Raw genomic sequence first — 25,226 nt, 5'->3', positions numbered from 1 at the left:
TTACCTCCAAAGTAGCTCAGTCTTTACCTAATCCAAGACGCTCACCAGCATAAGAACCATCCTGAACTCTGCGCCACCAGTTTTCATTTTCCAGATACCATTGAACTGTTTTACGAATACCTGATTCAAAAGTTTCCTGGGGCTTCCAGCCCAACTCATGCTCAATTTTCGCCGCATCAATGGCATAGCGCATATCATGACCAGGACGATCTGTAACATAAGTAATCAAATCACGATAATAAGCAATATTTGCTGGCTTCTCTGGGCAAAACTCTTCCAGCAATTCACAAATTGCGCAAACCACATCAATATTTTTTCGTTCATTATGACCGCCGATATTGTAGGTTTTACCCGGTCCTGCTGTTGTTACAACAAGATAAAGCGCCCTAGCATGATCTTCCACATACAGCCAATCACGAATTTGCTTCCCTTCGCCATATACTGGCAGGGACTTGCCCGCTAATGCGTTCAAAATCACCAACGGTATCAATTTTTCCGGGAAGTGGTAAGGACCATAATTATTTGAACAATTAGTGATAATTGTCGGCAAACCATAAGTTCGGTGCCATGCTCTTACCAGATGGTCACTAGATGCCTTGGACGCTGAATATGGGCTGCTTGGTGCATAAGGTGTTTCTTCGGTAAAGAAACCATCCTCACCATGTAAATCACCATACACTTCATCTGTTGAAATATGATGAAAACGGAAAGCGGCCTGTTTCTCTTTACTCAATTTTTGCCAGAAAGCTCGAGCAACTTCTAGCAAAACATAAGTACCAACAATGTTCGTTTCGACAAAGGCCGCAGGGCCATCAATAGAGCGATCCACATGACTTTCTGCCGCCAGATGCATCACACAATCCGGTTGATACTGCTCAAACACCCGGTCCAGCGCTTCACGCTGGCAAATATTAACCTGTTCAAAAGCATAGCGTGAGCTATCCGCAACCGAGGCAAGAGATTCTAGATTGCCAGCATAAGTTAAGCTATCAACCACAACTACACTGTCTTCTGTATTATCAATAACATGTCGCACAACAGCAGAACCAATAAAACCCGCTCCACCTGTGATTAGAATACGTCTCAACGCCAGACTCCTTTTGTATCCACAATCCATTTCTGTTTAATGTCATAACCATTTACCGCTTTAAACTGATTATGGTCCACCAGCATCAACAGGATATCGGCTTCTTCCAAAGCTTTCTCCAAGTTAACCAGTTGAACTATTTCCTTTAAATAAGCGGGTAATTCATGAACATTAGGCTCTACAACCAATGTCTCACCTGCATGCCATTGCGCAATCATACGGGTGATATGCACAGCTGGGCTTTCACGTAAATCATCAATATTTGGTTTAAACGCCAAACCCAAACAAGCAATTTTCACTTCTCCAGCGCGTTTTCCACTTTCAGCCAAACAGTCCGCAACAGCGGCTTTTACTTGATCCACAACCCACAAGGGCTTTCCATCATTAACCAAACGTGCTGTATGTATAAGACGTGATTGTTCCGGGTTTTGGGAAACAATGAACCACGGATCAACAGCAATACAGTGACCACCCACACCAGGCCCTGGCTGAAGAATATTTACTCGGGGATGGCGGTTTGCCAAACTGATAAGTTCCCACACATCGATACCTTGATCAGCACAAATCAGGGAAAGTTCGTTAGCAAATGCAATGTTTACATCTCGAAAGCTATTTTCTGTCAGCTTACACATTTCTGCTGTCCTTGAGTTAGTGATAACACATTCACCTTCAAGGAAAATTTTATACAGCTCGCTGGCTCTGGCTGAAGATTTTTGTGTCATGCCGCCAACAACACGGTCATTCTTAATCAATTCAACCATAACCTGGCCTGGTAACACGCGTTCAGGGCAGTAAGCAATATCAATATCAGATTCCTCACCTACCTGCTGAGGAAAAGTCAAATCGGGACGCGTCGCTGCCAACCATTCTGCCATCTGTTCCGTCGCACCTACTGGTGAAGTAGATTCTAAAATCACCAGATCGCCTTTTTTCAGAATGGGCGCCACTGATTCAGCTGCAGAACACACATACTTCATATCCGGTTCATGATCCCCTTTAAAAGGAGTTGGAACAGCTATCAAAAAAGCATCTGCTGGTAACGGAGAAGTCACTGCTTTTAGGTAACCCTCTTCCACAGCCGTTTTCACCACCTTGTCCAGATCCGGTTCTACAATATGAATTGCGCCACGATTAATCGTTTCCACCGCGTGCTGATTAACATCGACGCCTATGACTTTCTTATTACGGGATGCAAACGCTGCCGCAGTGGGTAAGCCGATATACCCAAGACCGATAACAGAAATAGTTTCAAAACTCATAATGTCACCTGATTTTTTTCAAAGCATCGAGAATACGTTGACAGGCATCACCATCCCCGTAAGGATTATGAGCACGACTCATTTGCTGATAGGCAACATCGTCTGTCAACAATCGTGTCACCTCTTCTACGATAGTTCTTGTGTCTGTTCCTACCAGCCGTACCGTTCCGGCATCCACCGCTTCTGGCCGCTCAGTAGTATTACGCATCACTAAAACCGGCTTTCCCAAAGAAGGAGCCTCTTCCTGAATGCCACCAGAATCCGTCAGGATCATATAGGAATGGTTCATCAGATAGACGAATGGCAAATAATCCTGTGGTTTTATAAGCATGATATTATCTATATTATGCAAAATGCGCTTTACCGGCTCACAAACATTTGGGTTCAAATGAACCGGATAAACTACCTGAACTTCTGGATGAGTACGGGCTATCTGTGCCAAAGCTTCGCAAATTCGTTCAAATCCACCACCAAAACTTTCACGACGATGGCCTGTTACCAGAATCATTTTTTTATTGGTATCAATAAACGGGTAGTGTTCCGCCAACTTACTCCGCATAATCTCGTCATTCATTATTCGATCGCGTACCCACAACAACGCATCAATCACGGTATTACCCGTGACAAAAACCTGATTATCTGCAATCGATTCTTTCTGCAAATTCTTACGAGAGTTTTCCGTCGGAGCGAAATGGTACATTGCCAAGTGCCCAGCAATCTTACGGTTTGCCTCTTCTGGCCAAGGGGAATAGAGATCGCCGGTTCTCAGTCCAGCTTCAATATGACCGACAGGGACACGCTGGTAGAACGCAGCTAAACTGGTTGCCATAGTTGTTGTTGTATCACCGTGAACCAACACAACATCAGGCTTAAATTCGGCCAAAACAGGCTTTAATCCCTCCAGAATACGACACGTAATATCCGTTAAATCTTGCCCTGATTTCATAATATTGAGATCAAAATCGGGAGTAATCTCAAAAAGATGTAATACCTGATCCAACATTTCCCGGTGTTGGGCAGTGACACATACTTTCGCTTCGAAGGCTTCATCCTTTGCCAGCGCATGTACCAGCGGAGCCATCTTGATGGCTTCTGGCCGGGTACCAAACACAGTCAACACTTTCACAGTGACTCTCTTATTGGTCAGTAACTTGCAGATCTTCCTGCAAAAACACTCTTTAATACTATTTATTTCTGCTTCTGGAGTTGCGAAAAATATTTTTCAAAAGCAGTCACTTCTATAACTATTTGGTTACTTACGCGAACGCCGTACCAGTGCTATTCCGGCACCAACTAAAGTGCCAACCGCGCCCCACATGATGACAATAAACATTCTACGTGGGCTGTCTCTGGTAACAGGCTCTTCAGGGGTTCTCAGATAACGATAAGTCTGGAATTGATCCTGCAATATCGGGTGAACATTCAATGTCGCTAACATCGCAATATTCTGGTCATAGTCCACATCATAATCAGGACCCGTTGCTTCCAAAGTTTCAAGCTGAGCCTGTAACAACGGCGCACCTAGCATAAACATTTTTGAATCAGGCAACTGATCTATCGGTGTGTCAGTTTGATTGCGCCGAATCCCTTGCTTTTCTGCAATCTTCAAGGATTGTTGCAACACATTCATTTCACGGTTATAAACCGCTTTAGCAACTATTTCTTGCCGCTTAACCAATGCGTTCATAGATTGAGTACGGATAGCCCATGCACCTTTTACTTCATTATTCAAATGAGTACTCGCGCGACTGTTAGCAAAAGCAATGTATTGGCGTAAGAGTTGATTTGCTTGTACAGAAGATTCTGCTGTCAGTTTGATACTGTCATTCAGCACTTTTTTATCATCATGAGGAATGAACTGAATATTATTGATTAACTCATCCAGTAAAGCTGCATCTGCTCTGGCATCACCCTCCTTATGTTGCTTGTAGTAATCAGACTTTAACCAAAATTCACGGCGGGTATCATATGCCGCGAGCTGAGTGACAAGTTCTTTATAAGCTTCTTCTGGAATAGACGGTAACTGAGTTTCCTGTGAAACGTTAATGTGAGTATCCAAGTTGCGTAAAAACTGCTGCCGAGAATAATAACTACCCAAATGATTAGTCGTAGGCAAGTCAATGGTTGCCGTTGCACTCCATTTTTGTTGCATCAGATAAGATGCTCCCAGAGCTATAGCAGCGAAGATTATTGCCAGTACGACAATCCATATTTTTCCACGCCATAGAGCACTACACAAGGCTCCGATATCCAGCTCATGCTCCAGAATCTGTTGATCTTGAATAGATTTCGTTTCTGATTTTATCACTGCACAAAACCTCTGTTGATAGATGTTTAATGGTTAGCAGAATAGCGTATACGACGTTTTTGCCGTTTAATGAAACGAGCCACCCGCCATGCACGTTTGATGCAATAGCCATACAACATAAATGCAAGCAAGAACAATGCCAACATTACCCATTCAGGAACAAACTCCAACCATTCTCCAATCATTCCGGCAGCCGCGAACAAAGCCGCAGCAACAGTGATCAAAACAAATGCCTGACGTGATGAAAATCCAGACCGCATAATCAGGTGGTGAATATGTTGTCTATCTGGAGAAAATGGGCTCATTCCTTTACGCAAGCGACGGTACATGATGGCAACCATATCCATTAAGGGAATGGCAATAATCCACAATGCAGTAACTGGCTTCACAGAAGGTTCATTCCCCTGAGTAGATTCAATAAGTAGCCAGATAATGGTAAAACCAATCAGTGTACTGCCCGCATCACCCATAAATACTTTGAAACGTTGGCTTAAGAAACCAAGATTGAGCAGAATATAAGGAAGAATGGCCGCAATAAATGCAAAACACCATAATGCCAGTGCCGTGTTACCACTTCGATACAGTAAGATCCCCAAAGCACCGAAAGAGACACAAGATAATCCACCTAATAGTCCATCTATCCCATCAACCATATTGAATGCATTAATAGCAGCCCAAACAGCAAATAGCGTCACAACATAACTGAATGGCCCAAGATTCATATCCCAAGGACCAAAAGCATAGCCAAGGCTATTTAATTTCAGGCCAGCAAAATACATCATTGCAATACCAACCAGAGCCTGAATAGTTGCCCGGACCTTAACGCTGATATCAAAACGATCATCCAATGCACCAACAAATACCAGTACAGTGGCACAAATTAAGTACGGCCATTTATGAGGTATAAACTCGTTTGTTATAACAAAAGCAAAACAGATACCAGCAAATACAGTTATCCCACCAACCAGAGGCACTAGTCCCTGATGATGCTTGCGATAATTGGGTTTATCAACGAGGCCAATTTTCCTTCCTGCGATACGCGCCATAAACAGAAACGCAAACGAAAACAGAAAAATGCAAAAAATTTCAATACTCATACTGGGAATATTCACGATAAAAACTCTCCGTGAAAAACAAATATAACCTGGTTATTTATCATCCACAGCCACATGGTTTTTCTGGCCAGGAACCAACCCCATAAATTCTCCATTTTGTGAGGATACTTTTCTTTACTGTAGAAAAATTAATAACCTTTACATCATAATCTACGACGCTTATTGGAAAATGGCAGTATATAAGTTTCATGCAAAATACATACCATATCTATATGGTGCTATAGCACCAGATGCAAAAAACGCCACAGAACTGTGGCGTTGAAAAATCATCATGAACCAAGTTAAAAACTACGAGCGTTTCATCATGTCAAAGAAATCGTCGTTTGTTTTACTCATAGCCAATTTATTGATAAGGAACTCCATCGCATCAATTTCTCCCATTGGGTGAATAATTTTGCGAAGAATCCACATCTTTTGTAGCTCTTCAGATGTGGTAAGTAACTCTTCTTTACGTGTACCGGAACGGTTGTAATCGATAGCAGGGAAGACGCGCTTTTCAGCAATTTTACGTGAGAGGTGCAACTCCATATTACCAGTGCCTTTAAACTCTTCGTAAATCACTTCATCCATCTTCGAGCCTGTATCCACCAATGCAGTAGCAATAATGGTCAAGCTTCCACCCTCTTCTACATTACGTGCAGCCCCGAAGAAACGTTTTGGACGATGTAACGCGTTAGCATCTACACCACCAGTCAGTACCTTACCGGATGCCGGAACAACAGTGTTATAGGCACGTGCCAGACGAGTAATAGAATCAAGCAGGATAATAACGTCTTTTTTATGTTCAACCAGACGCTTAGCTTTCTCAATGACCATCTCTGCCACCTGAACGTGACGGGAAGCCGGCTCATCAAAAGTAGAAGCAATAACCTCACCCTTCACCAAACGTTGCATTTCAGTGACTTCTTCCGGACGTTCATCAATCAGAAGTACCATCAATACACAATCCGGATGATTATGAGCAATGTTAGCTGCGATATTTTGCAGCAACATAGTTTTACCCGCTTTTGGTGGAGCAACAATAAGACCACGTTGTCCGCGACCAATTGGTGCCGCCAGATCCAGAACACGAGCCGTCAGATCCTCAGTGGAACCATTACCACGCTCCATCCGCAAGCGGTTATTCGCATGCAAAGGAGTTAAGTTTTCAAAAAGAATTTTGCTGCGGGCATTTTCTGGTTTATCAAAGTTAACTTCGTTAACCTTCAACAGTGCAAAATAGCGCTCACCTTCTTTAGGTGGGCGGATTTTACCTGAAATTGTGTCACCGGTACGGAGGTTAAAACGGCGGATTTGGCTGGGAGAGACGTAGATATCATCGGGACCGGCAAGGTAGGAGCTGTCTGCTGAACGGAGGAATCCAAATCCATCCTGCAATATCTCCAGCACACCGTCACCGAAGATATCTTCTCCGCTTTTCGCATGCTGCTTAAGGATAGAGAAGATAATATCTTGTTTACGCATACGGGCCAGATTTTCCAGCCCCATATTTTCGCCGAGTGTAATCAGTTCAGATACCGGCGTATTCTTTAATTCGGTAAGATTCATAATGGTGGGTTCTTTAACTCGGGGTATATCTCGAACTATGAACGTGAATAGTATGGCAGCGTCATCGATGCCTGTTTATTTTGTACAAAAACAAATAAGACCTTTAATACATCATTTATATAAAAAGGTAATAATTTGAAGTACCAAGATTGAGCTCAAATAAGACTGACAGGCTGTCAAAAACGCTGTTGAGATAATGCCGAAACATTACTGATTTCTATAAAAAAACTATCTCAACGTAATGAGTTATACACCAGATTATTCCTGCATAACCCATTGGATATTTTAGACTATCCAGAGATAACAGACTTATCAGACACTACAGATTGTTCAGTATGCAACATACTTCTAACATGAGGTATGTGATACAAGCAGTGGCGCTAACTTATCACGCTTCTTTACGGACGTCTAGCGGTCAATGAAATAAATAGTGATATACGCCAAACGTCCGGTATTAGTGTGATCTCACTTCAATCAGAGATTAGCATCCAAAAATTCTTTCAACTGAGTTTTTGACAATGCCCCCACTTTGGTGGCTGCTACCTGACCGTCTTTAAACAGTAGTAGCGTAGGAATACCGCGGATACCATACTTAGGAGCAGTTGCCGGGTTATCATCAATGTTCAGTTTTGCAATCGTCAGTTTACCTAAATATTCCGGTGCAATTTCATCTAAAATAGGTGCAATCATTTTACATGGACCACACCATGCCGCCCAAAAATCGACAAGAACTGGACCCGCTGCTTTCAGAACATCAGCATCAAAGCTATCATCACTCAAATGAATAATTTTATCGCTCATTTTTTACTCCAAAGAATAATTTTTTACCATGCTAGTGTAACATTACTGATATAAGGTTGCTTTTATTTCAGAGGATACACTTCCGTAAAACAACGGTTAACTGATATTCTACCACACTATGAGTAAAACACACTTGACAGAAAAGAAGTTTTCCGACTTCGCCTTGCACCCCAGAGTCATAGAAGCTCTTGATAACAAGGGGTTTTCTAATTGTACGCCTATACAGGCACTGACATTACCTTTCACTGTCGAAGGTCGTGATGTCGCGGGGCAAGCGCAAACTGGTACCGGGAAGACACTAGCATTTTTAGCGTCTGCTTTTCATTATTTACTGACTCATCCCACAACAAAGGGGCGTCAAACCAATCAGCCAAGAGCGCTGATTATGGCCCCTACCCGCGAACTAGCCGTACAGATTTACTCTGATGCAGAAGATCTGGCACAAACAACGGGATTAAAGATGGGTCTTGCCTATGGTGGCGATGGTTATGACAAACAGCTGAAAGTGCTGGAATCCGGTGTTGACATTCTCATCGGCACAACCGGACGTCTGATCGACTATACCAAACAAGGGCATATTAATCTGAATGCCATTCAGGTTATGGTGCTTGATGAAGCTGATCGTATGTACGATCTGGGTTTTATCAAAGATATCCGCTGGCTATTCCGTCGGATGCCACCTGCAAATGAACGCATGAACCTGCTGTTTTCTGCCACTCTGTCTTACCGAGTCCGAGAACTGGCATTTGAGCAAATGAATCATGCAGAATATGTAGAAGTGGAACCGCTACAGAAAACGGGGCACCGTATCCGCGAAGAGCTGTTTTATCCTTCTAATGAAGAGAAGATGCGTCTGCTTCAAACGTTATTGGAAGAAGAATGGCCCGATCGCTGCATTATTTTCGCCAATACTAAATATCGTTGTGAAGATATCTGGGCCCATCTTGCTACTGACGGGCATCGCGTTGGTTTGCTAACTGGTGATGTTGCACAGAAAAAACGGTTACGTATTCTGGAAGAATTCAGCAAGGGCAATATTGATATTCTGGTTGCAACTGACGTGGCAGCTCGTGGATTGCACATTCCATCCGTAACTCATGTTTTTAACTATGACTTACCAGATGACTGCGAAGATTATGTTCACCGCATTGGCCGTACCGGACGTGCAGGTGAAAGTGGCCACTCTATCAGCCTGGCCTGTGAAGAATATGCTCTGAACCTGCCAGCAATCGAAAATTATATTCAGCACCAAATCCCTGTCAGTAAATATAACAGTAATGCATTGCTGAAAGATTTACCGGTTCCTAAACGCCGCCATCGTTCGCGTTCAGGGAACCATCAGCGTCGAAATAATTTGTCGCATCGTAACAATACACCGCGTAATAACCGTAAACGTTCAGGTTAAATTAAATGATGTTGAGTTCCTCTTCTCTCTATGCGGCTATTGACCTGGGTTCAAACAGTTTTCATATGCTGGTCGTGCGTGAAATATCCGGCAGTATGCAGATACTAGCTCGAATCAAACGTAAAGTCAGGTTAGCCGCCGGACTGGATAAAAATAACTATTTATCCCAGCAAGCAATGGAGAGAGGTTGGCAATGCCTCAGAGTTTTCTCTGAACGCTTACAGGATATACCGCCATCACAAATCCGCGTCGTTGCTACAGCAACTTTGCGTATCGCCGGAAATGCTGGTGAGTTTGTGAAAAAAGCATCAGAAATACTTGGTTGCCCAGTTACAGTAATCAGTGGCGAAGACGAAGCTAGGCTTATTTATCAAGGGGTTGCTCATACGACCGGCGGCCCTGAAAAACGCTTGGTTGTCGATATTGGCGGTGCAAGTACAGAACTGATCACAGGAAATGGAGCAAAGGCTAATCAGTTATCCAGCCTGAGCATGGGCTGTGTTACTTGGCTTGAATGTTACTTTAATGATCGTAGCCTGACGGAAGAAAACTTTGCCAAAGCCGAAGCTGCCGCACATGAAACGCTGAAACCTGTTGCTTCAAAGCTTATAGAACAAGGCTGGCAGATTTGCGTCGGAGCTTCCGGCACAGTTCAGGCACTGCAAGAAATCATGATTGCCCAAGGTATGGATGAGCTGATTACTTTGCCAAAACTCCAGGAACTCAGACATAAAGCAATTGAATGCGGTAAGCTGGAAGAATTGGAAATCGAAGGATTGACGCTGGAACGGGCACTGGTTTTCCCAAGCGGTCTTGCTATCCTGATAGCTATTTTCCAGGCATTAAATATTGAAAGTATGACTCTGGCTGGCGGCGCTTTACGGGAAGGTCTTGTTTACGGCATGCTGGATTTACCGATAGAACAAGATATTCGCATCAGAACCTTACGTAATATACAGCGCCGCTTTCAGTTAGAAGTTGAGCAATCTCAACGAGTCAAACAGTTGGCTGGACACTTCTTACAACAGATTGCTAAACCTTGGGAACTTGATAGCCGATGTCATGAATTATTATTCAGTGCTTGTCTGATACACGAAATTGGCCTGAGTGTTGACTTCCATCAGGCTCCATCGCACGCAGCCTATCTTATCAGTTACCTCGATCTTCCCGGCTATACTCCCGCACAAAAACAGCTATTAGCCACATTGCTAAAGAACCAGAGTGCCACAATTGATCCGGTTTCCTTCAGTCAACAAAATGCTTTGCCTCTGATACAGGCCCAACGTTTATGCCGTCTATTGCGATTAGCTATTATATTAGCCAGTCATCACCGAGAGGACACCTTTTCTGCTCTGCGTTTAAAAGTGAGGGGGGAAGAATTGATGATCACCTTACCTCATGGTTGGCTAATGCAACATCCTCTACGAGCGGAGTCTTTACAGCAAGAAATTCAGTGGCAAAACCATGTTCAATGGCCGCTTGTTTTGCAAGAACAAGAATTAGGCGGCTAAAATCTGAACTAAATCACATTTCGCCGTCTCTCTGTAACATAGGGAACTTATATGTATTTTTTACTGCTTATTTTTCTGCCCAAGCCCTAAACGTGACTTGATATCTGCAATACGTGATTGTCCTTTCTGCATTCTCTCTTCAGCAGTCACCACTTTTTTATCTTTTGGCCAATGCAAATCATCCTGTGGCAACTCATGTAAAAAACGGCTTGGTTCTGGACGGATCAATTCACCATATTGACGACGTTCTTTACATAAGGTGAAGAATAACTCCCGTTGTGCACGGGTGATTCCCACATAAGCCAGCCGTCTCTCTTCATCAATATTGTCTTCATCAATACTGCTCTGATGAGGTAATAACCCTTCTTCCATACCGACCAGAAATACATATGGAAACTCCAGCCCTTTAGAGGCATGCAGAGTCATCAATTGAACCTGATCAAACTCCTCACCATCTTCACCACGCTCCATCATATCCCGCAATGTGAAACGTGCTACCACCTGAAGTAAATTCATTGGTTCATTCAGTTCATCACCTTCCAACATTTCACTCATCCAAGTAAATAGTTGATTAATATTTTTCATCCGCATTTCAGCTGCTTTCGGACTCGGTGATGTTTCGTACAACCAACTTTCATAATCCATACCATGCAGTAAATCACGCACAGCCAGCAAAGGTTCCTGTTCAACCTGACGGGCTATCTCATCCATCCAGTGAGTAAAACGCTGCAATGCAACCAGACCGCGACCGGTCAGACTTTGTTCCAAACCAAGATCAAAACTGGCTTGATAGAGACTTTTACTACGTTGATTCGCCCACTCGCCCAGTTTTTGAACTGTAGCCGCACCAATTTCACGTCTTGGCGTATTGACAATCCGCAGAAATGCACTGTCATCTTCAGGATTAGTCAGCACCCGCAGATAAGCCAGCAGATCCTTAATTTCAGGACGAGCAAAAAAAGAAGTACCACCAGAAATCCGGTAAGGAATACGGTTTTGCATCAGCATTTTTTCAAACACTCGGGATTGGTGATTTCCCCGATAGAGAATAGCGTAGTCTTTATATTGGGTTTTATTAATAAAGTGATGTGCAATCAGCTCTCCGACAACTCTTTCCGCCTCATGATCTTCATTATTAGCTGTAATCACTTTCAATGGATCGCCATACCCCAGTTCAGAAAAAAGACGTTTTTCAAATACATGGGGGTTATTGGCGATCAGAATATTAGCTGCTTTCAGAATACAGCCCGAAGAACGATAGTTTTGTTCCAGCTTGATCACATTAAGTTTCGGAAAATCTTGTTTCAATAACACCAGATTTTGTGGCCTTGCTCCGCGCCATGAATAAATCGACTGGTCATCATCACCCACCACAGTAAAACGAGCCCTTTGTCCCACCAGCAATTTAACCAATTGATATTGACTAGTATTAGTGTCCTGATATTCGTCTACCAACAGATAACGGATACGGTTTTGCCAACGTTCCCTGACTTCTTCATCACGCTGCATCAACAAAGTAGGTTTGACAATCAAATCGTCAAAATCCAACACATTACAACTCGCCAGATGTAAATCATAACGGTGATAGCATTCAGCAAATTGATGCTCCTGAGCAGAACGGACCAATGCCGCTGCTTGTTGTGGAGAAAGCAGATCATTTTTCCAGTTTGAAATGGAAGAAATCAGTTTTTGTAGCAGTTCCTTATCTTCTTCTAACAAATCAGCTGTCAGATCTTTCAGCAAAACCATTTGATCCTGCTCATCAAACAGTGAGAAATTGCTTTTCATTCCCAGCACCTTGTATTCGCGTTTAATGATTTCCAATCCCAAGGTATGGAAAGTAGAAATCATCAGCCCCTTAGCCTCTTTACGCCCCAAAGTCTGTGCTACACGCTCTTTCATTTCCCTTGCTGCTTTATTAGTAAAAGTCACAGCTGCGATATGACGAGGCTGATAGCCACAAATACGGATAAGATGAGCGATCTTATTCGTAATCACTCTGGTTTTGCCGGAACCAGCCCCCGCCAAGACCAGACAGGGGCCGGTAACAAATTCAACTGCTTGTTGTTGGCTAGGATTTAATCGCATAGTATCTAATGAGTTATATCAGGACAGAACTTCAGGGGGTGGAATTGTAGCAGAAAGGGGGGAAGGAAACGCCGTTTTCTTTAAAGCAACAAGCCACCTTTCTCAATCACGATGGCTTGTTACTCAACACATTTTAAATTTAAAGAGGGAAGATTTATCTCCCTCTATCTTTAACTCAAATCTGATATCAATCACCAACAGAAATACGTTTCATATCTGTCATATAGCCACGTAACACACGACCAACAGCCTCAATTGGATGGTTACGAATAGCTTCATTAACATCACGTAACTGGGCGTTATCAATACCACTCTCTGCAACAGACTGACCTAAATCACCTACTTGTAGTGATTTCATGAACTTTTCTTTCAGCAATGGGACCGCAACATGAGAGAACAAATAGTTACCATATTCTGCTGTATCAGAAATAACCACGTTCATTTCATACAGACGTTTACGCGAGATAGTATTAGCAATCAGCGGCAATTCATGCAGAGATTCATAATATGCAGATTCTGCAATAATACCGGTATCAACCATAACTTCGAATGCCAGTTCAACCCCAGCTTTCACCATAGCAACCATCAAAACACCGTGATCAAAGTATTCCTGTTCACCGATTTTACCATCATATTGCGGTGAATTTTCAAACTGAGTGTTACCTGTTTCCTCGCGCCAGCCTAACAGCTTCTTATCATCATTAGCCCAATCCGCCATCATACCAGAAGAGAATTCACCAGAAATAATATCATCCATATGTTTCTGGAACAGTGGCGTCATGATGTCTTTCAATTGCTCAGATAACGCATATGCACGCAATTTTGCCGGGTTAGACAAGCGATCCATCATCAAAGTAATACCACCTTGTTTCAATGCTTCAGTGATGGTTTCCCAACCAAATTGGATCAGCTTTCCGGCATAACCTGGTTCAGCACCTTCCTCTATCAACTTGTCATAACACAGCAATGACCCTACTTGTAACATACCGCACAAAATGGTTTGTTCACCCATCAAGTCAGATTTCACTTCAGCAACGAAAGAAGATTCCAGAACGCCAGCACGATGACCACCTGTTGCCGCTGCCCATGCTTTAGCAATCGCCATACCTTTACCTTTCGGATCGTTTTCCGGGTGAACAGCAATCAAGGTAGGAACACCAAAACCACGTTTGTACTCTTCACGAACTTCAGTACCAGGACATTTAGGTGCTGCCATCACTACAGTGATGTCTTTACGGATTTGCTCACCAACTTCAACAATATTAAAACCGTGCGAATAACCTAGTGCAGCACCTTCTTTCATCAACGGTTGAACTGCATGAACAACAGAAGAGTGTTGTTTATCTGGAGTCAGGTTGATAACTAAATCAGCCTGCGGGATCAGCTCTTCATAGGTACCAACTTGAAAACCATTTTCTGTTGCTTTACGCCATGAAGCACGTTTTTCTTCAATTGCCTCTTTACGCAGGGCATAAGCGATATCCAAACCGGAGTCACGCATATTCAGACCTTGATTCAGCCCCTGCGCACCACAACCGACGATGACGACCTTTTTGCCTTTTAAATATCCTGCCTCATCAACAAATTCTTCCCGTGCCATAAAACGACATTTACCTAACTGCGCCAACTGCTGACGCAAGTTCAGCGTATTAAAATAATTAGCCATTAGTAACTCCGTGGTCATGTTGTGTTCAGCAATTAAGTGCTGCGACTATTTTTGATATTTCCTCACCCAGTGAGGTATCTGCATATTTTCAATATATGACATGAAAGCTATTGCTTAAATTGATATATTAACAATACTATATTGCATTTTATGCAATACTGATTATAGGATAAGAAAAGGTAAACGGATTATGGACATACGTGATCTCAAACTGTTTCTGCATCTGGCTGAAAGCTGTCATTTTGGCCGCACTGCGAAATCAATGCATGTCAGCCCTTCTACATTATCTCGCCAAATCCAACGCATTGAAGATACTCTGGGTCATCCATTATTTTTACGGGATAATCGCACCGTAAAACTGACATTCGCTGGAGAGCAACTTAAACAATTCGCCCAACAGATACTGTTACAATATCAGCAACTACAACACTCACTGAATCAACAAAGCCCATCGTTAAGTGGCGAATTACGTCTGTTTTGTTCAGTCACTGCGGCCTACAGTCACTTGCCACCGATTCTTGATCGTTTCCGTGCAGAGCATCCCTTGGTTGAAATCAAACTTACCACTGGTGATGCTGCAGATGCAGTAAATAAAGTACAGTCTAATGATGCCGATTTAGGAATCGCTGGTAAGCCAGAAAAACTACCAGATAATGTCAGCTTCACCAAAATCGGTGAAGTACCACTAATACTGATTGTACCGTCCCTCCCCTGTACTGTGCGAACGCTCGTAATGCAAGAGAACCCTGACTGGGATACTATCCCCTTTATTTTGCCGGAACATGGTCCTTCACGTAAGCGCATTGAGTACTGGTTCCGCCACCATCAAATCAATAACCCATTGATTTACGCTACAGTATCCGGCCACGAAGCGATTGTTTCTATGGTTGCGCTAGGTTGTGGCATTGCATTAATTCCCAATGTAGTTGTAGAGAACAGTCCTGAACCAGTGCGCAATCGCATATCTTTACTGGAGAATATTTCTCTGGTGAAGCCGTTCGAATTGGGTATATGTGTACAGAGAAAACGGCTAAATGAACCCTTGATTAAAGCATTTTGGGGATTGCTATAATGAATAGCCTTAGCAGGTATTTTTATTCATTACAAGTCTGATATAACCCACTTCCCGCATTATTCTCATATACTTATGATTGGTGTGACATAATTCACAAAGAATATAAAAAAATAACCATATAGTTTTCATGATAATATGTTTAATATAAGTTATAACTAATCAATAATAATTATATGAAATATTGACTCATCATTAAATTTTTGGTCACTAATTATGTTACTAAAGGAAATATCTATAACTATATCAAGTGGATAATGATTATTTATCACTGAAAAATTCAAATATTGTTAAAATTGACTAGCAAAAGCAAAGCATTTTGAATATTTCATCAGCTAAAAATATAGCTGTGAAAAATTCTCTATGCCATGTCAAAACAATATTTGCCCATAGTGAAATTATTTCTTGAAAGATACCATAGGAAACAATTTCAATTTCATAATAATCATTTATTAATATCAATAAAATATAGTTTCCAATAATAATTATTTAATAGCATTCAATTAAAAAAATAATATCATGAATTTATTGTAATCACAGAAAATAATTAACTCAAACACACACAATAATTTAATAAAGGATAAAATCATGTTACATAAAATACCGTATTTTATTAAATTCTATAAGTTTCATCTGCAAGATTTAGTTTTCTCTTATAATATGAAAACCGAATGGCATCGCCACCCTTGTATACAATTAAGTGTAACACCAAATAATTCACCGATGAGGATTGATACTGACAATGAATCCAGACAAGTACATGGATTTATTATTTCTTCTAATATAAAACATAAATTACACACAGAAGGACAACTCTGTTTTAATTTACTAATAGATCCAGCCAATCCTCTATGCCATTTGTTATCACATCAGATGGGAAACTCAGATATAATATATTTAAGTCAAGAGTCATCCAGTTTGATAGCAAATTATTTTATTAATTGTTTACAATCAGAAACCTCTCCAGATATTTTTATCTTAAATAACCTCTTAGGTGAAATAGAAAATTGTCATTGTTATCAGGATAAAAGGATCATGAAAGCAGCCACTCTTATCACTGAACTGCCGGTTAAATGTATCTCTTCCCGAGAAATATCAAACCAACTTTATTTATCTGAAAGTCGATTTTTACATCTATTTCGAGAAAAAATGGGAACAAATTTCCGTAGCTATCTATTATGGAAACGCCTACATCATGCTATTGATGAGATACATTTATCTGATTCTCTTACTCTATTAGCCAATAATAGCGGGTTTTCCGATAGCGCACATTTCAGTCGTACCTGTATGATGCTATATGGATTAAGACCATCTGAGTTAAAAAATGCTTGTATGAATAAATCACAACAAAAACAACTCAATTTTTCATCAACATTAACAGGATTAAATTTTCCAAAGCAAAATACCTATGTCATGCATAAATAGTATTTTTGATAAGTTATTTAAAATAAATAAATCCTATTTATAATTGTTATTATCAAGAGCCAGTATGTTAAAGATTCTGTATCATTCTACACCAATAACATATTTAAATTATGTACTTTTAGTAATGATACAGAATTCAAAATAATTTCATAACAATATCAGCCAATAAGTCACGAATCCATGACAAATAAAACATACAGAGTAAAATATCACTATCCTGTACTAATCATTCATTTTAATGATACATGCTCTTTCAGATAATTTTCTACCCATTTAGCTATCCTGTTTGTATCTTTATAAGCGCCTAATATTAGTTCAGAACCACGGCTACTCAGCCATTTCCGCCCGACGATAAATAACCCTGGGTAAGGTGTTTTTCCACCTTCTGCATAACCACTTTCACAAACAAATCCATTGGTATCCGCAGCGCCAGGAAGAGTCAACCATGCTGTATTATCTTTATAACCCAAGCACCAAATAACAGTATCTGCCTCATATTGATTACCAGACAAATCACATAATTTATTATCTTTTATGTCAACCAATCTATTTGCTATTTTTACACCCAAAGCAGCTAACCGATGATTTTTCAGATCCCCACAAGGAATAGGATTACGCCGGCGCATGATTTTTCCTACCAGACTATAATAATTAGCAAACAACAGACCACTTTTACTCAACCACCAAAAGATATCTTTACCCATTATTCTATTCGGTAAGAGAGGACGAGAAGAACCGCAAAATAACGTCACATTCGTAGTAGCCGCTAAATCTTTCGCAATTTGGCGCCCACTCGCACCATCACCAATGACAGCGACTCTACTACCTTCTTTAATTTGCCTAGGCTCCTGATATTTATCTGCCGCCAGTTGCTGTATATCAGCTGAAAGTTGCTTAGCAAATGCAGGAACATCAGCTAACTGATTAGCACCCGTTGCATTAACCAGACAAGGCGCATTAAATACTTTCCCATCTTTCGTTTTAACACGGTAGCCGTTTTTATCATGCGTCACTTCAACTACTTCGGTTTGAGTATGTATATTAAGGTTATGATGTATAGCATAGCGTTCGAGGTAATCGGCAACTTCATTTTTATCCGGATATCCATCTTCGATTCCAGGAAACGGGAGGCCATGAAGCTGGGTCATACCACGTGAAGTGAATAATAACATATTATCAGGGCGCCTACGCCATACATCACCAATACGCGCATTTCGCTCTAATATGCAGACATTAATATTCTTAGTCGCGAGGATAGCGGCTAAACTTAACCCGGCTTGACCGGCACCCACAATTAAACAGTCCATTTTCACCATGCGTACTCGTTTTTAATTCGTAATTTATCGGTATCTTATTTTTTATCATTATCCCAATTTTAGAACAATAAAAATTTTTATAAAAAAACCATTCAATAGATTAAAAAACAATGAACTCCACGAAAATATAAAAGATAATTAAACAATTTACTTGAATTAACTGGTCACATTCGTATTAAAGTGGATATTTTGAATAAATCAGCTGTTCTTATCATTAATTTATCAATATTGATAAGTCCATATAGTTATCAGCAATAATAATACAGCCGATTTATTCAATAAAATGACATAATTAATAACTATCCTTTTTGCCTACGTAACTTATGCATTATTGCTATAACATATAATAAACAAAGATGAATTCATCTACTCTACCGGAGATGCAAAAATGGAAAATATCAAAAATATATATGATGGTATAAAGTCTCGTGGAGGAAATCCGCTGAAATGGTTAATAGCAGATGTCGACTTTCTCTATAAGCTGTCCAAAGAAGAGCAACAAGAATTAAAAACTTGTTTACTTAAAGATGCTTTTCATTTCCATTACCATAATAATTCTTACTATAAAGATATCTGTGAAAAGCAAAATATTAAACCAGAAGATATCCAGAACTATAATGATTTAGTTCGTATTCCACTGATACCTGTTGCAACTTATAAATCAGCCGAAAGTCATCGCTTATTAAGCAAGCCGTTATCTGAAATCGAACATGAAATGCGTTCAACGGGTACAAGCGGAGTTCCCAGTGTTTATCGTCGTTGCCACGATACGATGGATCACACAGTATTGGCTGTTTACTCTAATTATCGCAGCATGTTCAAAGTATCTGGCGGTGCAGGATTATGTTTATGCCCTTCAACAGAAGATATTCCAGAAATGGCGTTGGTCAAGATCTTTAATTTCCTGACAGGTTTATTAGATACTCGACGCTATATGATCAATCAAGATCGGTTTTCCCCAGAAGATGCTCTGGATCAATTAATCCAATGGAAAGGCAAATTCACTCGGCATTTAATTGGCCCTCCATTCATGATCCATCGTTTTATCACGTTCCTAAAAGAAAATAATACCAAGCTCACTTTAGATCGCGATAGCATGGTAATCACAATGGGCGGCTGGAAACGTTTTACCGGAGATATGATCTCCCGCGGTGAACTGAATACAGATATTGAAGAATGGATGGGAATTCCAGCATCCCGGACACGTGATATGTACGGTCTGGTTGAGGCAAACGTTCTTGCTATAGAAGATGAATATAACCATAAGCATATTCCGCCTTATATTCATTTCTCCGTCCGTGATCCTAATGATTTATCGCGCGAGCTACCCGATGGTGAAACAGGGCAATTAGTGATTCTGGACCCACTTTCTGTTTCCACTCCAGGTATGTTACTAACAGAAGATTTGGTCTACTTACGCACTGATCCTAACAAATCCTGGCGTAATTCTCAGAGAATTCAGTTTGTTATGCGCACTGCTGCCGCTAAAGAATTTGGTTGTTGTGCTGTCAATCTTGAGAGAAAAATGTCAAACGACGAAGATTCCTCGGCTACCCCCGCTGTATAAGCTGTATAAATAGCAAGGTGGAATTATGTTTAACAGCATCATTATTGACAATTTTTGTAATCCTGACTGCCAGGGGGAGTTATCCAAACCCACAATTAAGCTGGCGTTAGGCAACCCTGTATGTGGTGACAAGGTTGATATTGACCTGACATTGGATAACCAGGGGCGGATAGATAATGCCTGTTTTCGTGCATGGGGATGCACGGCATCCCTGGCAATGTCTAACCAATTTTGTCGTCACGCTAAAGGCAAAACTCTTGAAGAACTAAACGCATTATCACCTGACGGCATTGATGCGTTATTAGGAGAGTTAGAACCAGCCCAGCAACACTGCCTTGATATGCTGCATAAGCTATTCGAGCAGCTAAAGGGAAAAATATGACAAGCCTATACTTCGACTACAACGCCACAACACCGCTAAGTGTTAAAGCGCAGCTGGCGATTAAAGACGCTTTGTCTGTTTTTGCTAATCCATCCAGTCACTACAGCTTAAGCAACATGGCTAAAAACTTGCTCACCGACGCCAGAAGATCTATGGCGTCATTAATGGGCACGGTACCAGAACACATCCTGTTTACATCAGGAGGAACCGAAAGTAATAACCAAGCGTTGTCCAGCCTGTTAGCGACACTTCCCGGCTCGGATCTGTCTGCACATCATGTCATTAGCTCTTCCATTGAACATCCGTCTGTTCTGGCACCATTACTCTGGTACCAGCAACGCGGACTTCAGTTGACGCTAATCGATCCTGATAATCAGGGACGAATAAGTGTACAAAGCATTGAGAAAAACTTGCGGCCAGAAACACGCCTGATCACATTAATGGCAATTAACAATGAAACCGGAGTGATACAGCCCTATGAAGCCGTCGCCTCTTTGGCAAAAGAGGCCCGTGTTTATCTGCACATAGATGCGGTACAGGCTATTGGTAAACTGCCTTTTAGCTGCGACACGTTTGATGGCATAACAACCGTATCTTTCTCTGGTCATAAATTTAATGGTCCTAAAGGTATTGGTGGTCTTTATCATGCACCAGGCATTCCATTAAATCCTTTACTACACGGCGGAGGACAAGAACAAGGAATACGCAGTGGCACTGAGAACACGCTGGGCCTTGCGGGACTCGCTGCCGCAGCTAAAGAATCTCTGAACGGGTTGAAAGAACGTTTCGATACCTACAAAACACGCAGAGAAACCTTGCTATCTCTGTTGGAACAACATCATGTTAACTATCTGATTAATGGCAGTACAAACCCAGAGTTTCAAGCCCCCTGGACACTCAATTTAAGTTTCCCTGGGGTCCGAGCTGAATCATTGGCCAGTAGGTTGGATTTATGTCACGGAGTCTCCTTATCTTTAGGATCAGCCTGTAGTAATAACAAATCAACGCAACGTTCTCATGTTCTGGTTGCTATGGGGCTGCCTGATGATCGTATTGATAGCGCGGTACGTATCAGTTTTGGATATACAACAAGCCAAAATGATATTGAAATGCTGGCTAACGCTATCAAACAGGAAACTTATAACTTGCTGAAAATTTCGGGCAAATCTTTAAACGCTTAGGAATAACAGTAAAACAACATTTAAAGACGGCGTAGCAGGAATAATTAACTTATTACCTATTGATACCTATATTCCTGCACCTAAGCTCCGTTAATATTTTTTAGATTTTACGGGATATTAATATGAAACTATTTGAATTACTGCAATCTCAGATTACTGAATTGACTGATATCGAACCAGAGGACATTACTCTTGATACCTTACTTGATGACATTCATTTAGTAAGCTTAGATTTTGTATCCATTCAGGTTGCGTTAAAAAGAGAAATGGGTATTCAACTGAATTTCGATAAATTCCAGCGAGATAATACGACGACAATCGGCGATTTCGTCAATTACGTCAGTGAAGCAACAAAATAATTATTATCAATATACTTGGATGTTAGCTGTCTATGGCATATCACGACACAGCTAACATTTATGTTTGTGATGCTTTTATCTACCAATCCCATTATTTGGTTGTATTAAAAAATAAAGCATGTCACCAGGAACTTACTTTTGGAGATAATGTTTCATGAATTTTCAAACTAACTACCGCCGCGTTGCCATCACAGGCTATGGTTCTATCTGTTCTCTTGGGCAAAATACTCAGGAAATTTGGGATGCAATCCTAAACTATCGTATAGGTTACAAAAAGGAAACCCACCCAGACGCTTCTGTTGTTGCAAAATTCTTCGGCAACATACCTTTTTCCCCTGATGTGTCACGATTTTCCAAAAAGTTGCTAAAGAACCTTCCCAGATTCAGCAAACTTGGGCTGATTGCTGCGGACGATGCAATCAAAATGGCATTTGGTAACGATAAAGCAGCCCTTGACGAAAGTTATTCACCTTTTGAACGAGGTGTCATTTTTGGTACTGGCTGGGGTGGAGAAGATGCAACCGTTGAAAACAGCCATTCCTATGCTACCCAAGGTATTGCCTCACCCATGACAAATATTATGTCCATGCACAGCGTGGGCACGGCAGCTATTTCAATGAATTGGAATTTACGGGGATATCAGAATACCCCAGTTGCAGCGTGTGCAACTGGCAGTATGGCAATAGGAGATGCTTTTGAACTTATTCGAAGCGGACGCACTAAAATGATGCTGGCAGGTGGCGGTGAAAGTATCAGAGATCCTTTCATTGTTTGGAGCATCGACATTCTTGGCGCACTCAGTAAGGAACAGGAATCTGTCGAAAAAGCCTGTTGCCCATTTAGCAAAGACCGTAGTGGTTTTGTGATGTCAGAAGGCGCGGCAGTATTATGCCTTGAAGATTATGACAGTGCCGTTGCCAGGGGAGCCAAAATACTGGCAGAAGTCATCGGCTATGGTAACTGCTCCGATGCATCTGATATGACAGCACCAGCACCAGATTGCAAAGGACGAGTAATGGCGATTCAAACGGCACTGGAACAAGCCCAACTCTCCGCTTCAGATATTCACTATATCAATGCCCATGGGACATCAACCCCATTAAACGATATTAACGAAACTGATGTTCTAAAAATGAGCCTGGGAGAACACGCCTACCATGTTCCTATTTCCAGTACCAAATCCTACACCGGCCATCTTATTGCCGGGGCAGGAGCAATTGAATCCATTTTCTGTATCAAAGCAATAGAAACAGCCACTATTCCCGCAACTATGCACTTGAACAATCCAGATCCGCTATGCGATCTGGATTACGTACCTAATATCCACCGAACTCACCAAGTTATTGATACTGCTTTAAATGTTAACTATGGATTTGGCGGTACAAACTGTGCGCTTATTTTCAGGAAAGCCGACAGATGAATGTTCAATTTAGCAAAGAAGATCTTAAACAGTGGGCTGAATTCTCCGGAGACTACAATCCCATCCATTTTGATGAAAAAATCGCAAGAGAAGTTGGATTGGGTGGCATTGCAGTACACGGCATGTTGGCAATGATCCCGCTTAAAAGTGGATATCACCATTCATCGCAACCGAACGAGAACATTGGCAGGCAATGGCACGTTAACTTACGCAATCCCGTGCCCCTGGATGCTTGCTATTGCATTAAAACTAAGCATATTGACTTGAATGGGAAAACTACTTTTAATCTACAAGATGAAATAACAAACCTAAAACTTTTAGTGGGTCATTATAGTTGCTTCGATTTTTCGCAAAAAACCCGCTTTCTGGAAAAACCACAATGTCAGGTTCCCCTACAAGAAACAATAAGAAAGTCCATTGAATTCAAGAATACCTTTCCTAGGGTCAATGAGTTCTGGATCTTTCTGGATGCCCTGATTTTTTATCTCTTTATGCAACAAAGTGCAAAAACTGCACTAGCAACGGAATTTAAAAACTATTTCGGCAAACAAGGGAGACATGATGAAACATGCCTCAAAGATCTTATCGTCTTACATGTTATGCATACAGTGAGTTTCTCTCCAGCCCTGCTCAATCGCGAAATCCCAGATGAAATGCCAAGCATCGAATATTCGATCCTACCCAAGGATACCTTTGATGTTGATGGCTCATTATACGGTACGTTGGAAATTCCGATCTGGCTAAATGGAGAAATCGTTTTAGTTGTTGAAATGAGTCTGATGGGAACAACAAAAAGAAAACAGATTACCAACTAAGGTTGATGAATTCTGTATTGGCAGACGGATGGCATAAATTTAGAGGAATCGATTAATGAATATCAGCATACCTTGGGTTTTTGTTTCAGGGGGATCTCGTGGTATTGGCAAAGGCATAGTAAAAATGCTAGCCACTCAAAATTATCATGTGATTTTTACCTACAAATCAAGCACAAGTGAAGCTCAAATACTTTGTCAGGAAATTAAGCAACAAGGTTATAGCTGTGAAGGCCATCAATGTGACGTATCGAATGCTAAAGAAGTCGCAACACTATCAGCAAAACTTATCTCACAATATGGCCCTCCCTATGCAATTATCAATAACGCAGGAATTACACAAGATGCATTACTGATAAATATGAAAGAAGAAGAGTGGCACAATGTGATTTCCACCAATCTCTCCTCTGTTTATTTAGTTAATCACGCATTTCTACCTGAAATGCTCACTGCTGGAGAGGGCTGCATTATTCACATGAGTTCAGTCACCGCATTTAAAGCTAATTCAGGGCAAGTTAACTACGCTGCAACCAAAGCCGCTATGATCGGCATTACCCGCTCATTAGCCGTTGAAGTTGGCCGATTTAACATTCGCGTTAATACAGTTGCTCCAGGCTTGATTGATACTGAAATGCTAGATCACATCCCCGCACCACATAAGAAAAAACTATTATCCAATATTCCACTGGGTCGTTTAGGGTCAGCGGAAGATATTGCCCTGACAATCAATTTCCTGCTTAGCCCTGGAGGGCGTTACATCACCGGGCAAACATTCGTTATTGATGGGGGCATGACTGCCTGATCCGTTTAAGCAACTGGCATCAGTGGTCTCGTATCCATAATCCAACAGTTATTTGTACCCAGAAAAATATTCTGGGTACTGACACCCAATGCCATTAGTCAT

The 25,226-nt window shown here is 41.3% G+C and carries 21 protein-coding genes; 11 read left to right on the top strand and 10 right to left on the bottom strand.

The features are described from left to right. Positions 1-16: 16 nt before the first annotated feature. The 7 genes from rffG to trxA all read right to left on the bottom strand — a co-directional run bounded on the left by rffG (position 17) and on the right by trxA (position 8,118). Complete coding sequence (gene rffG, locus AM629_RS11085) at positions 17-1,087, bottom strand: dTDP-glucose 4,6-dehydratase (RefSeq protein WP_054478918.1); 1,071 nt, start codon at positions 1,085-1,087, stop codon at positions 17-19. Then, the gene (wecC, locus tag AM629_RS11080) at positions 1,084-2,346 is read right to left on the bottom strand and encodes a UDP-N-acetyl-D-mannosamine dehydrogenase (RefSeq protein ID WP_054478916.1); all 1,263 of its coding nucleotides are present in this window, start codon (positions 2,344-2,346) and stop codon (positions 1,084-1,086) included. The genes rffG and wecC overlap by 4 nt, the downstream gene beginning before the upstream one ends. 4 nt (positions 2,347-2,350) lie before the next feature. After that, positions 2,351-3,472 (bottom strand): non-hydrolyzing UDP-N-acetylglucosamine 2-epimerase, encoded by a 1,122-nt coding sequence (gene wecB / locus AM629_RS11075; protein WP_054478914.1) that lies wholly within the window; start codon positions 3,470-3,472, stop codon positions 2,351-2,353. Between the two features lie 126 nt (positions 3,473-3,598). Beyond that, a complete protein-coding gene (wzzE, locus tag AM629_RS11070; RefSeq protein WP_054478912.1) occupies positions 3,599-4,654 on the bottom strand; it encodes an ECA polysaccharide chain length modulation protein in 1,056 nt (351 codons plus the stop codon). A 26-nt stretch (positions 4,655-4,680) separates the two neighbouring features. Next, the gene (wecA, locus tag AM629_RS11065; protein WP_054478911.1) at positions 4,681-5,766 is read right to left on the bottom strand and encodes a UDP-N-acetylglucosamine--undecaprenyl-phosphate N-acetylglucosaminephosphotransferase; all 1,086 of its coding nucleotides are present in this window, start codon (positions 5,764-5,766) and stop codon (positions 4,681-4,683) included. A gap of 291 nt (positions 5,767-6,057) precedes the next feature. Then, positions 6,058-7,317: a transcription termination factor Rho gene (gene rho, locus AM629_RS11060; RefSeq protein ID WP_015836218.1), complete on the bottom strand. Its 1,260-nt coding sequence runs from the start codon at positions 7,315-7,317 to the stop codon at positions 6,058-6,060. Between the two features lie 474 nt (positions 7,318-7,791). Then, entirely contained in the window at positions 7,792-8,118 is a 327-nt protein-coding gene (gene trxA, locus AM629_RS11055) for a thioredoxin TrxA (protein ID WP_054478909.1), read from the bottom strand. Positions 8,119-8,236: 118 nt separating this feature from the next. On the opposite strand from trxA, the gene rhlB reads away from it, so the two are divergent. Together rhlB and gppA are read left to right on the top strand one after the other, a co-directional pair. Continuing rightward, positions 8,237-9,523, top strand: a complete 1,287-nt coding sequence (rhlB, locus tag AM629_RS11050) for an ATP-dependent RNA helicase RhlB (protein WP_054478907.1) — start codon at positions 8,237-8,239, stop codon at positions 9,521-9,523. Positions 9,524-9,531: 8 nt separating this feature from the next. Continuing rightward, positions 9,532-11,034 (top strand): guanosine-5'-triphosphate,3'-diphosphate diphosphatase, encoded by a 1,503-nt coding sequence (gene gppA, locus AM629_RS11045; RefSeq protein ID WP_054478944.1) that lies wholly within the window; start codon positions 9,532-9,534, stop codon positions 11,032-11,034. Between the two features lie 60 nt (positions 11,035-11,094). Here the strand turns inward: gppA and rep are convergent, their stop codons facing one another. Continuing rightward, entirely contained in the window at positions 11,095-13,122 is a 2,028-nt protein-coding gene (gene rep, locus AM629_RS11040) for a DNA helicase Rep (protein ID WP_054478905.1), read from the bottom strand. A 187-nt stretch (positions 13,123-13,309) separates the two neighbouring features. Beyond that, positions 13,310-14,788, bottom strand: a complete 1,479-nt coding sequence (gene ilvC / locus AM629_RS11035; RefSeq protein WP_054478903.1) for a ketol-acid reductoisomerase — start codon at positions 14,786-14,788, stop codon at positions 13,310-13,312. A gap of 190 nt (positions 14,789-14,978) precedes the next feature. On the opposite strand from ilvC, the gene ilvY reads away from it, so the two are divergent. Then, positions 14,979-15,860 carry an HTH-type transcriptional activator IlvY gene (ilvY, locus tag AM629_RS11030; RefSeq protein WP_054478902.1) on the top strand — a complete coding sequence of 294 codons (882 nt, stop codon included), beginning with the start codon at positions 14,979-14,981 and terminating at the stop codon, positions 15,858-15,860. 588 nt (positions 15,861-16,448) lie between these two features. Continuing rightward, complete coding sequence (locus AM629_RS11025; protein WP_054478900.1) at positions 16,449-17,285, top strand: AraC family transcriptional regulator; 837 nt, start codon at positions 16,449-16,451, stop codon at positions 17,283-17,285. 230 nt (positions 17,286-17,515) lie between these two features. On the opposite strand, the gene AM629_RS11020 is transcribed toward AM629_RS11025, so the two are convergent. Next, on the bottom strand, positions 17,516-18,601 hold the full coding sequence (locus AM629_RS11020) for a flavin-containing monooxygenase (RefSeq protein WP_054478899.1): 1,086 nt from the start codon (positions 18,599-18,601) through the stop codon (positions 17,516-17,518). Positions 18,602-18,989: 388 nt separating this feature from the next. Here AM629_RS11020 and AM629_RS11015 point away from each other — a divergent pair, with 388 nt between their 5' ends. The 7 genes from AM629_RS11015 to fabG all read left to right on the top strand — a co-directional run bounded on the left by AM629_RS11015 (position 18,990) and on the right by fabG (position 25,124). After that, the gene (locus tag AM629_RS11015) at positions 18,990-20,168 is read left to right on the top strand and encodes a LuxE/PaaK family acyltransferase (protein ID WP_054478897.1); all 1,179 of its coding nucleotides are present in this window, start codon (positions 18,990-18,992) and stop codon (positions 20,166-20,168) included. Positions 20,169-20,193: 25 nt separating this feature from the next. Next, complete coding sequence (locus AM629_RS11010; protein WP_054478896.1) at positions 20,194-20,550, top strand: iron-sulfur cluster assembly scaffold protein; 357 nt, start codon at positions 20,194-20,196, stop codon at positions 20,548-20,550. After that, a complete protein-coding gene (locus tag AM629_RS11005; RefSeq protein ID WP_054478894.1) occupies positions 20,547-21,731 on the top strand; it encodes a cysteine desulfurase family protein in 1,185 nt (394 codons plus the stop codon). Before AM629_RS11010 ends, AM629_RS11005 begins: the two co-directional genes overlap by 4 nt. 122 nt (positions 21,732-21,853) lie before the next feature. Beyond that, positions 21,854-22,090, top strand: a complete 237-nt coding sequence (locus tag AM629_RS11000; RefSeq protein WP_054478893.1) for an acyl carrier protein — start codon at positions 21,854-21,856, stop codon at positions 22,088-22,090. A 154-nt stretch (positions 22,091-22,244) separates the two neighbouring features. After that, positions 22,245-23,510 carry a beta-ketoacyl-[acyl-carrier-protein] synthase family protein gene (locus AM629_RS10995; protein ID WP_054478891.1) on the top strand — a complete coding sequence of 422 codons (1,266 nt, stop codon included), beginning with the start codon at positions 22,245-22,247 and terminating at the stop codon, positions 23,508-23,510. Further along, complete coding sequence (locus AM629_RS10990; RefSeq protein WP_054478889.1) at positions 23,507-24,325, top strand: MaoC/PaaZ C-terminal domain-containing protein; 819 nt, start codon at positions 23,507-23,509, stop codon at positions 24,323-24,325. The genes AM629_RS10995 and AM629_RS10990 overlap by 4 nt, the downstream gene beginning before the upstream one ends. Positions 24,326-24,380: 55 nt before the next feature. Next, complete coding sequence (fabG, locus tag AM629_RS10985) at positions 24,381-25,124, top strand: 3-oxoacyl-ACP reductase FabG (RefSeq protein ID WP_054478887.1); 744 nt, start codon at positions 24,381-24,383, stop codon at positions 25,122-25,124. Positions 25,125-25,226 lie beyond the last annotated feature (102 nt).

It is taken from the genome of Photorhabdus heterorhabditis, from assembly GCF_001280945.1.
In the GTDB taxonomy this organism is placed as follows: Bacteria; Pseudomonadota; Gammaproteobacteria; order Enterobacterales; family Enterobacteriaceae; genus Photorhabdus; species Photorhabdus heterorhabditis.
The sequence above is the reverse complement of the archived record's forward strand: the minus strand, read 5'-3'. Positions and strand labels throughout refer to the sequence as shown.

Coding starts and splice junctions, on each gene's coding strand:
- AM629_RS10995 (WP_054478891.1), top strand. CDS start 22,245: ATGAATTTTCAAACTAACTACCGCCGCGTTGCCATCACAGGCTATGGT.
- fabG (WP_054478887.1), top strand. CDS start 24,381: ATGAATATCAGCATACCTTGGGTTTTTGTTTCAGGGGGATCTCGTGGT.
- gppA (WP_054478944.1), top strand. CDS start 9,532: ATGTTGAGTTCCTCTTCTCTCTATGCGGCTATTGACCTGGGTTCAAAC.
- ilvY (WP_054478902.1), top strand. CDS start 14,979: ATGGACATACGTGATCTCAAACTGTTTCTGCATCTGGCTGAAAGCTGT.
- wecC (WP_054478916.1), bottom strand. CDS start 2,346: ATGAGTTTTGAAACTATTTCTGTTATCGGTCTTGGGTATATCGGCTTA.
- rho (WP_015836218.1), bottom strand. CDS start 7,317: ATGAATCTTACCGAATTAAAGAATACGCCGGTATCTGAACTGATTACA.
- AM629_RS11005 (WP_054478894.1), top strand. CDS start 20,547: ATGACAAGCCTATACTTCGACTACAACGCCACAACACCGCTAAGTGTT.
- rhlB (WP_054478907.1), top strand. CDS start 8,237: ATGAGTAAAACACACTTGACAGAAAAGAAGTTTTCCGACTTCGCCTTG.
- AM629_RS11000 (WP_054478893.1), top strand. CDS start 21,854: ATGAAACTATTTGAATTACTGCAATCTCAGATTACTGAATTGACTGAT.
- AM629_RS11015 (WP_054478897.1), top strand. CDS start 18,990: ATGGAAAATATCAAAAATATATATGATGGTATAAAGTCTCGTGGAGGA.
- AM629_RS10990 (WP_054478889.1), top strand. CDS start 23,507: ATGAATGTTCAATTTAGCAAAGAAGATCTTAAACAGTGGGCTGAATTC.
- rep (WP_054478905.1), bottom strand. CDS start 13,122: ATGCGATTAAATCCTAGCCAACAACAAGCAGTTGAATTTGTTACCGGC.
- trxA (WP_054478909.1), bottom strand. CDS start 8,118: ATGAGCGATAAAATTATTCATTTGAGTGATGATAGCTTTGATGCTGAT.
- AM629_RS11010 (WP_054478896.1), top strand. CDS start 20,194: ATGTTTAACAGCATCATTATTGACAATTTTTGTAATCCTGACTGCCAG.
- AM629_RS11025 (WP_054478900.1), top strand. CDS start 16,449: ATGTTACATAAAATACCGTATTTTATTAAATTCTATAAGTTTCATCTG.
- ilvC (WP_054478903.1), bottom strand. CDS start 14,788: ATGGCTAATTATTTTAATACGCTGAACTTGCGTCAGCAGTTGGCGCAG.
- AM629_RS11020 (WP_054478899.1), bottom strand. CDS start 18,601: ATGGTGAAAATGGACTGTTTAATTGTGGGTGCCGGTCAAGCCGGGTTA.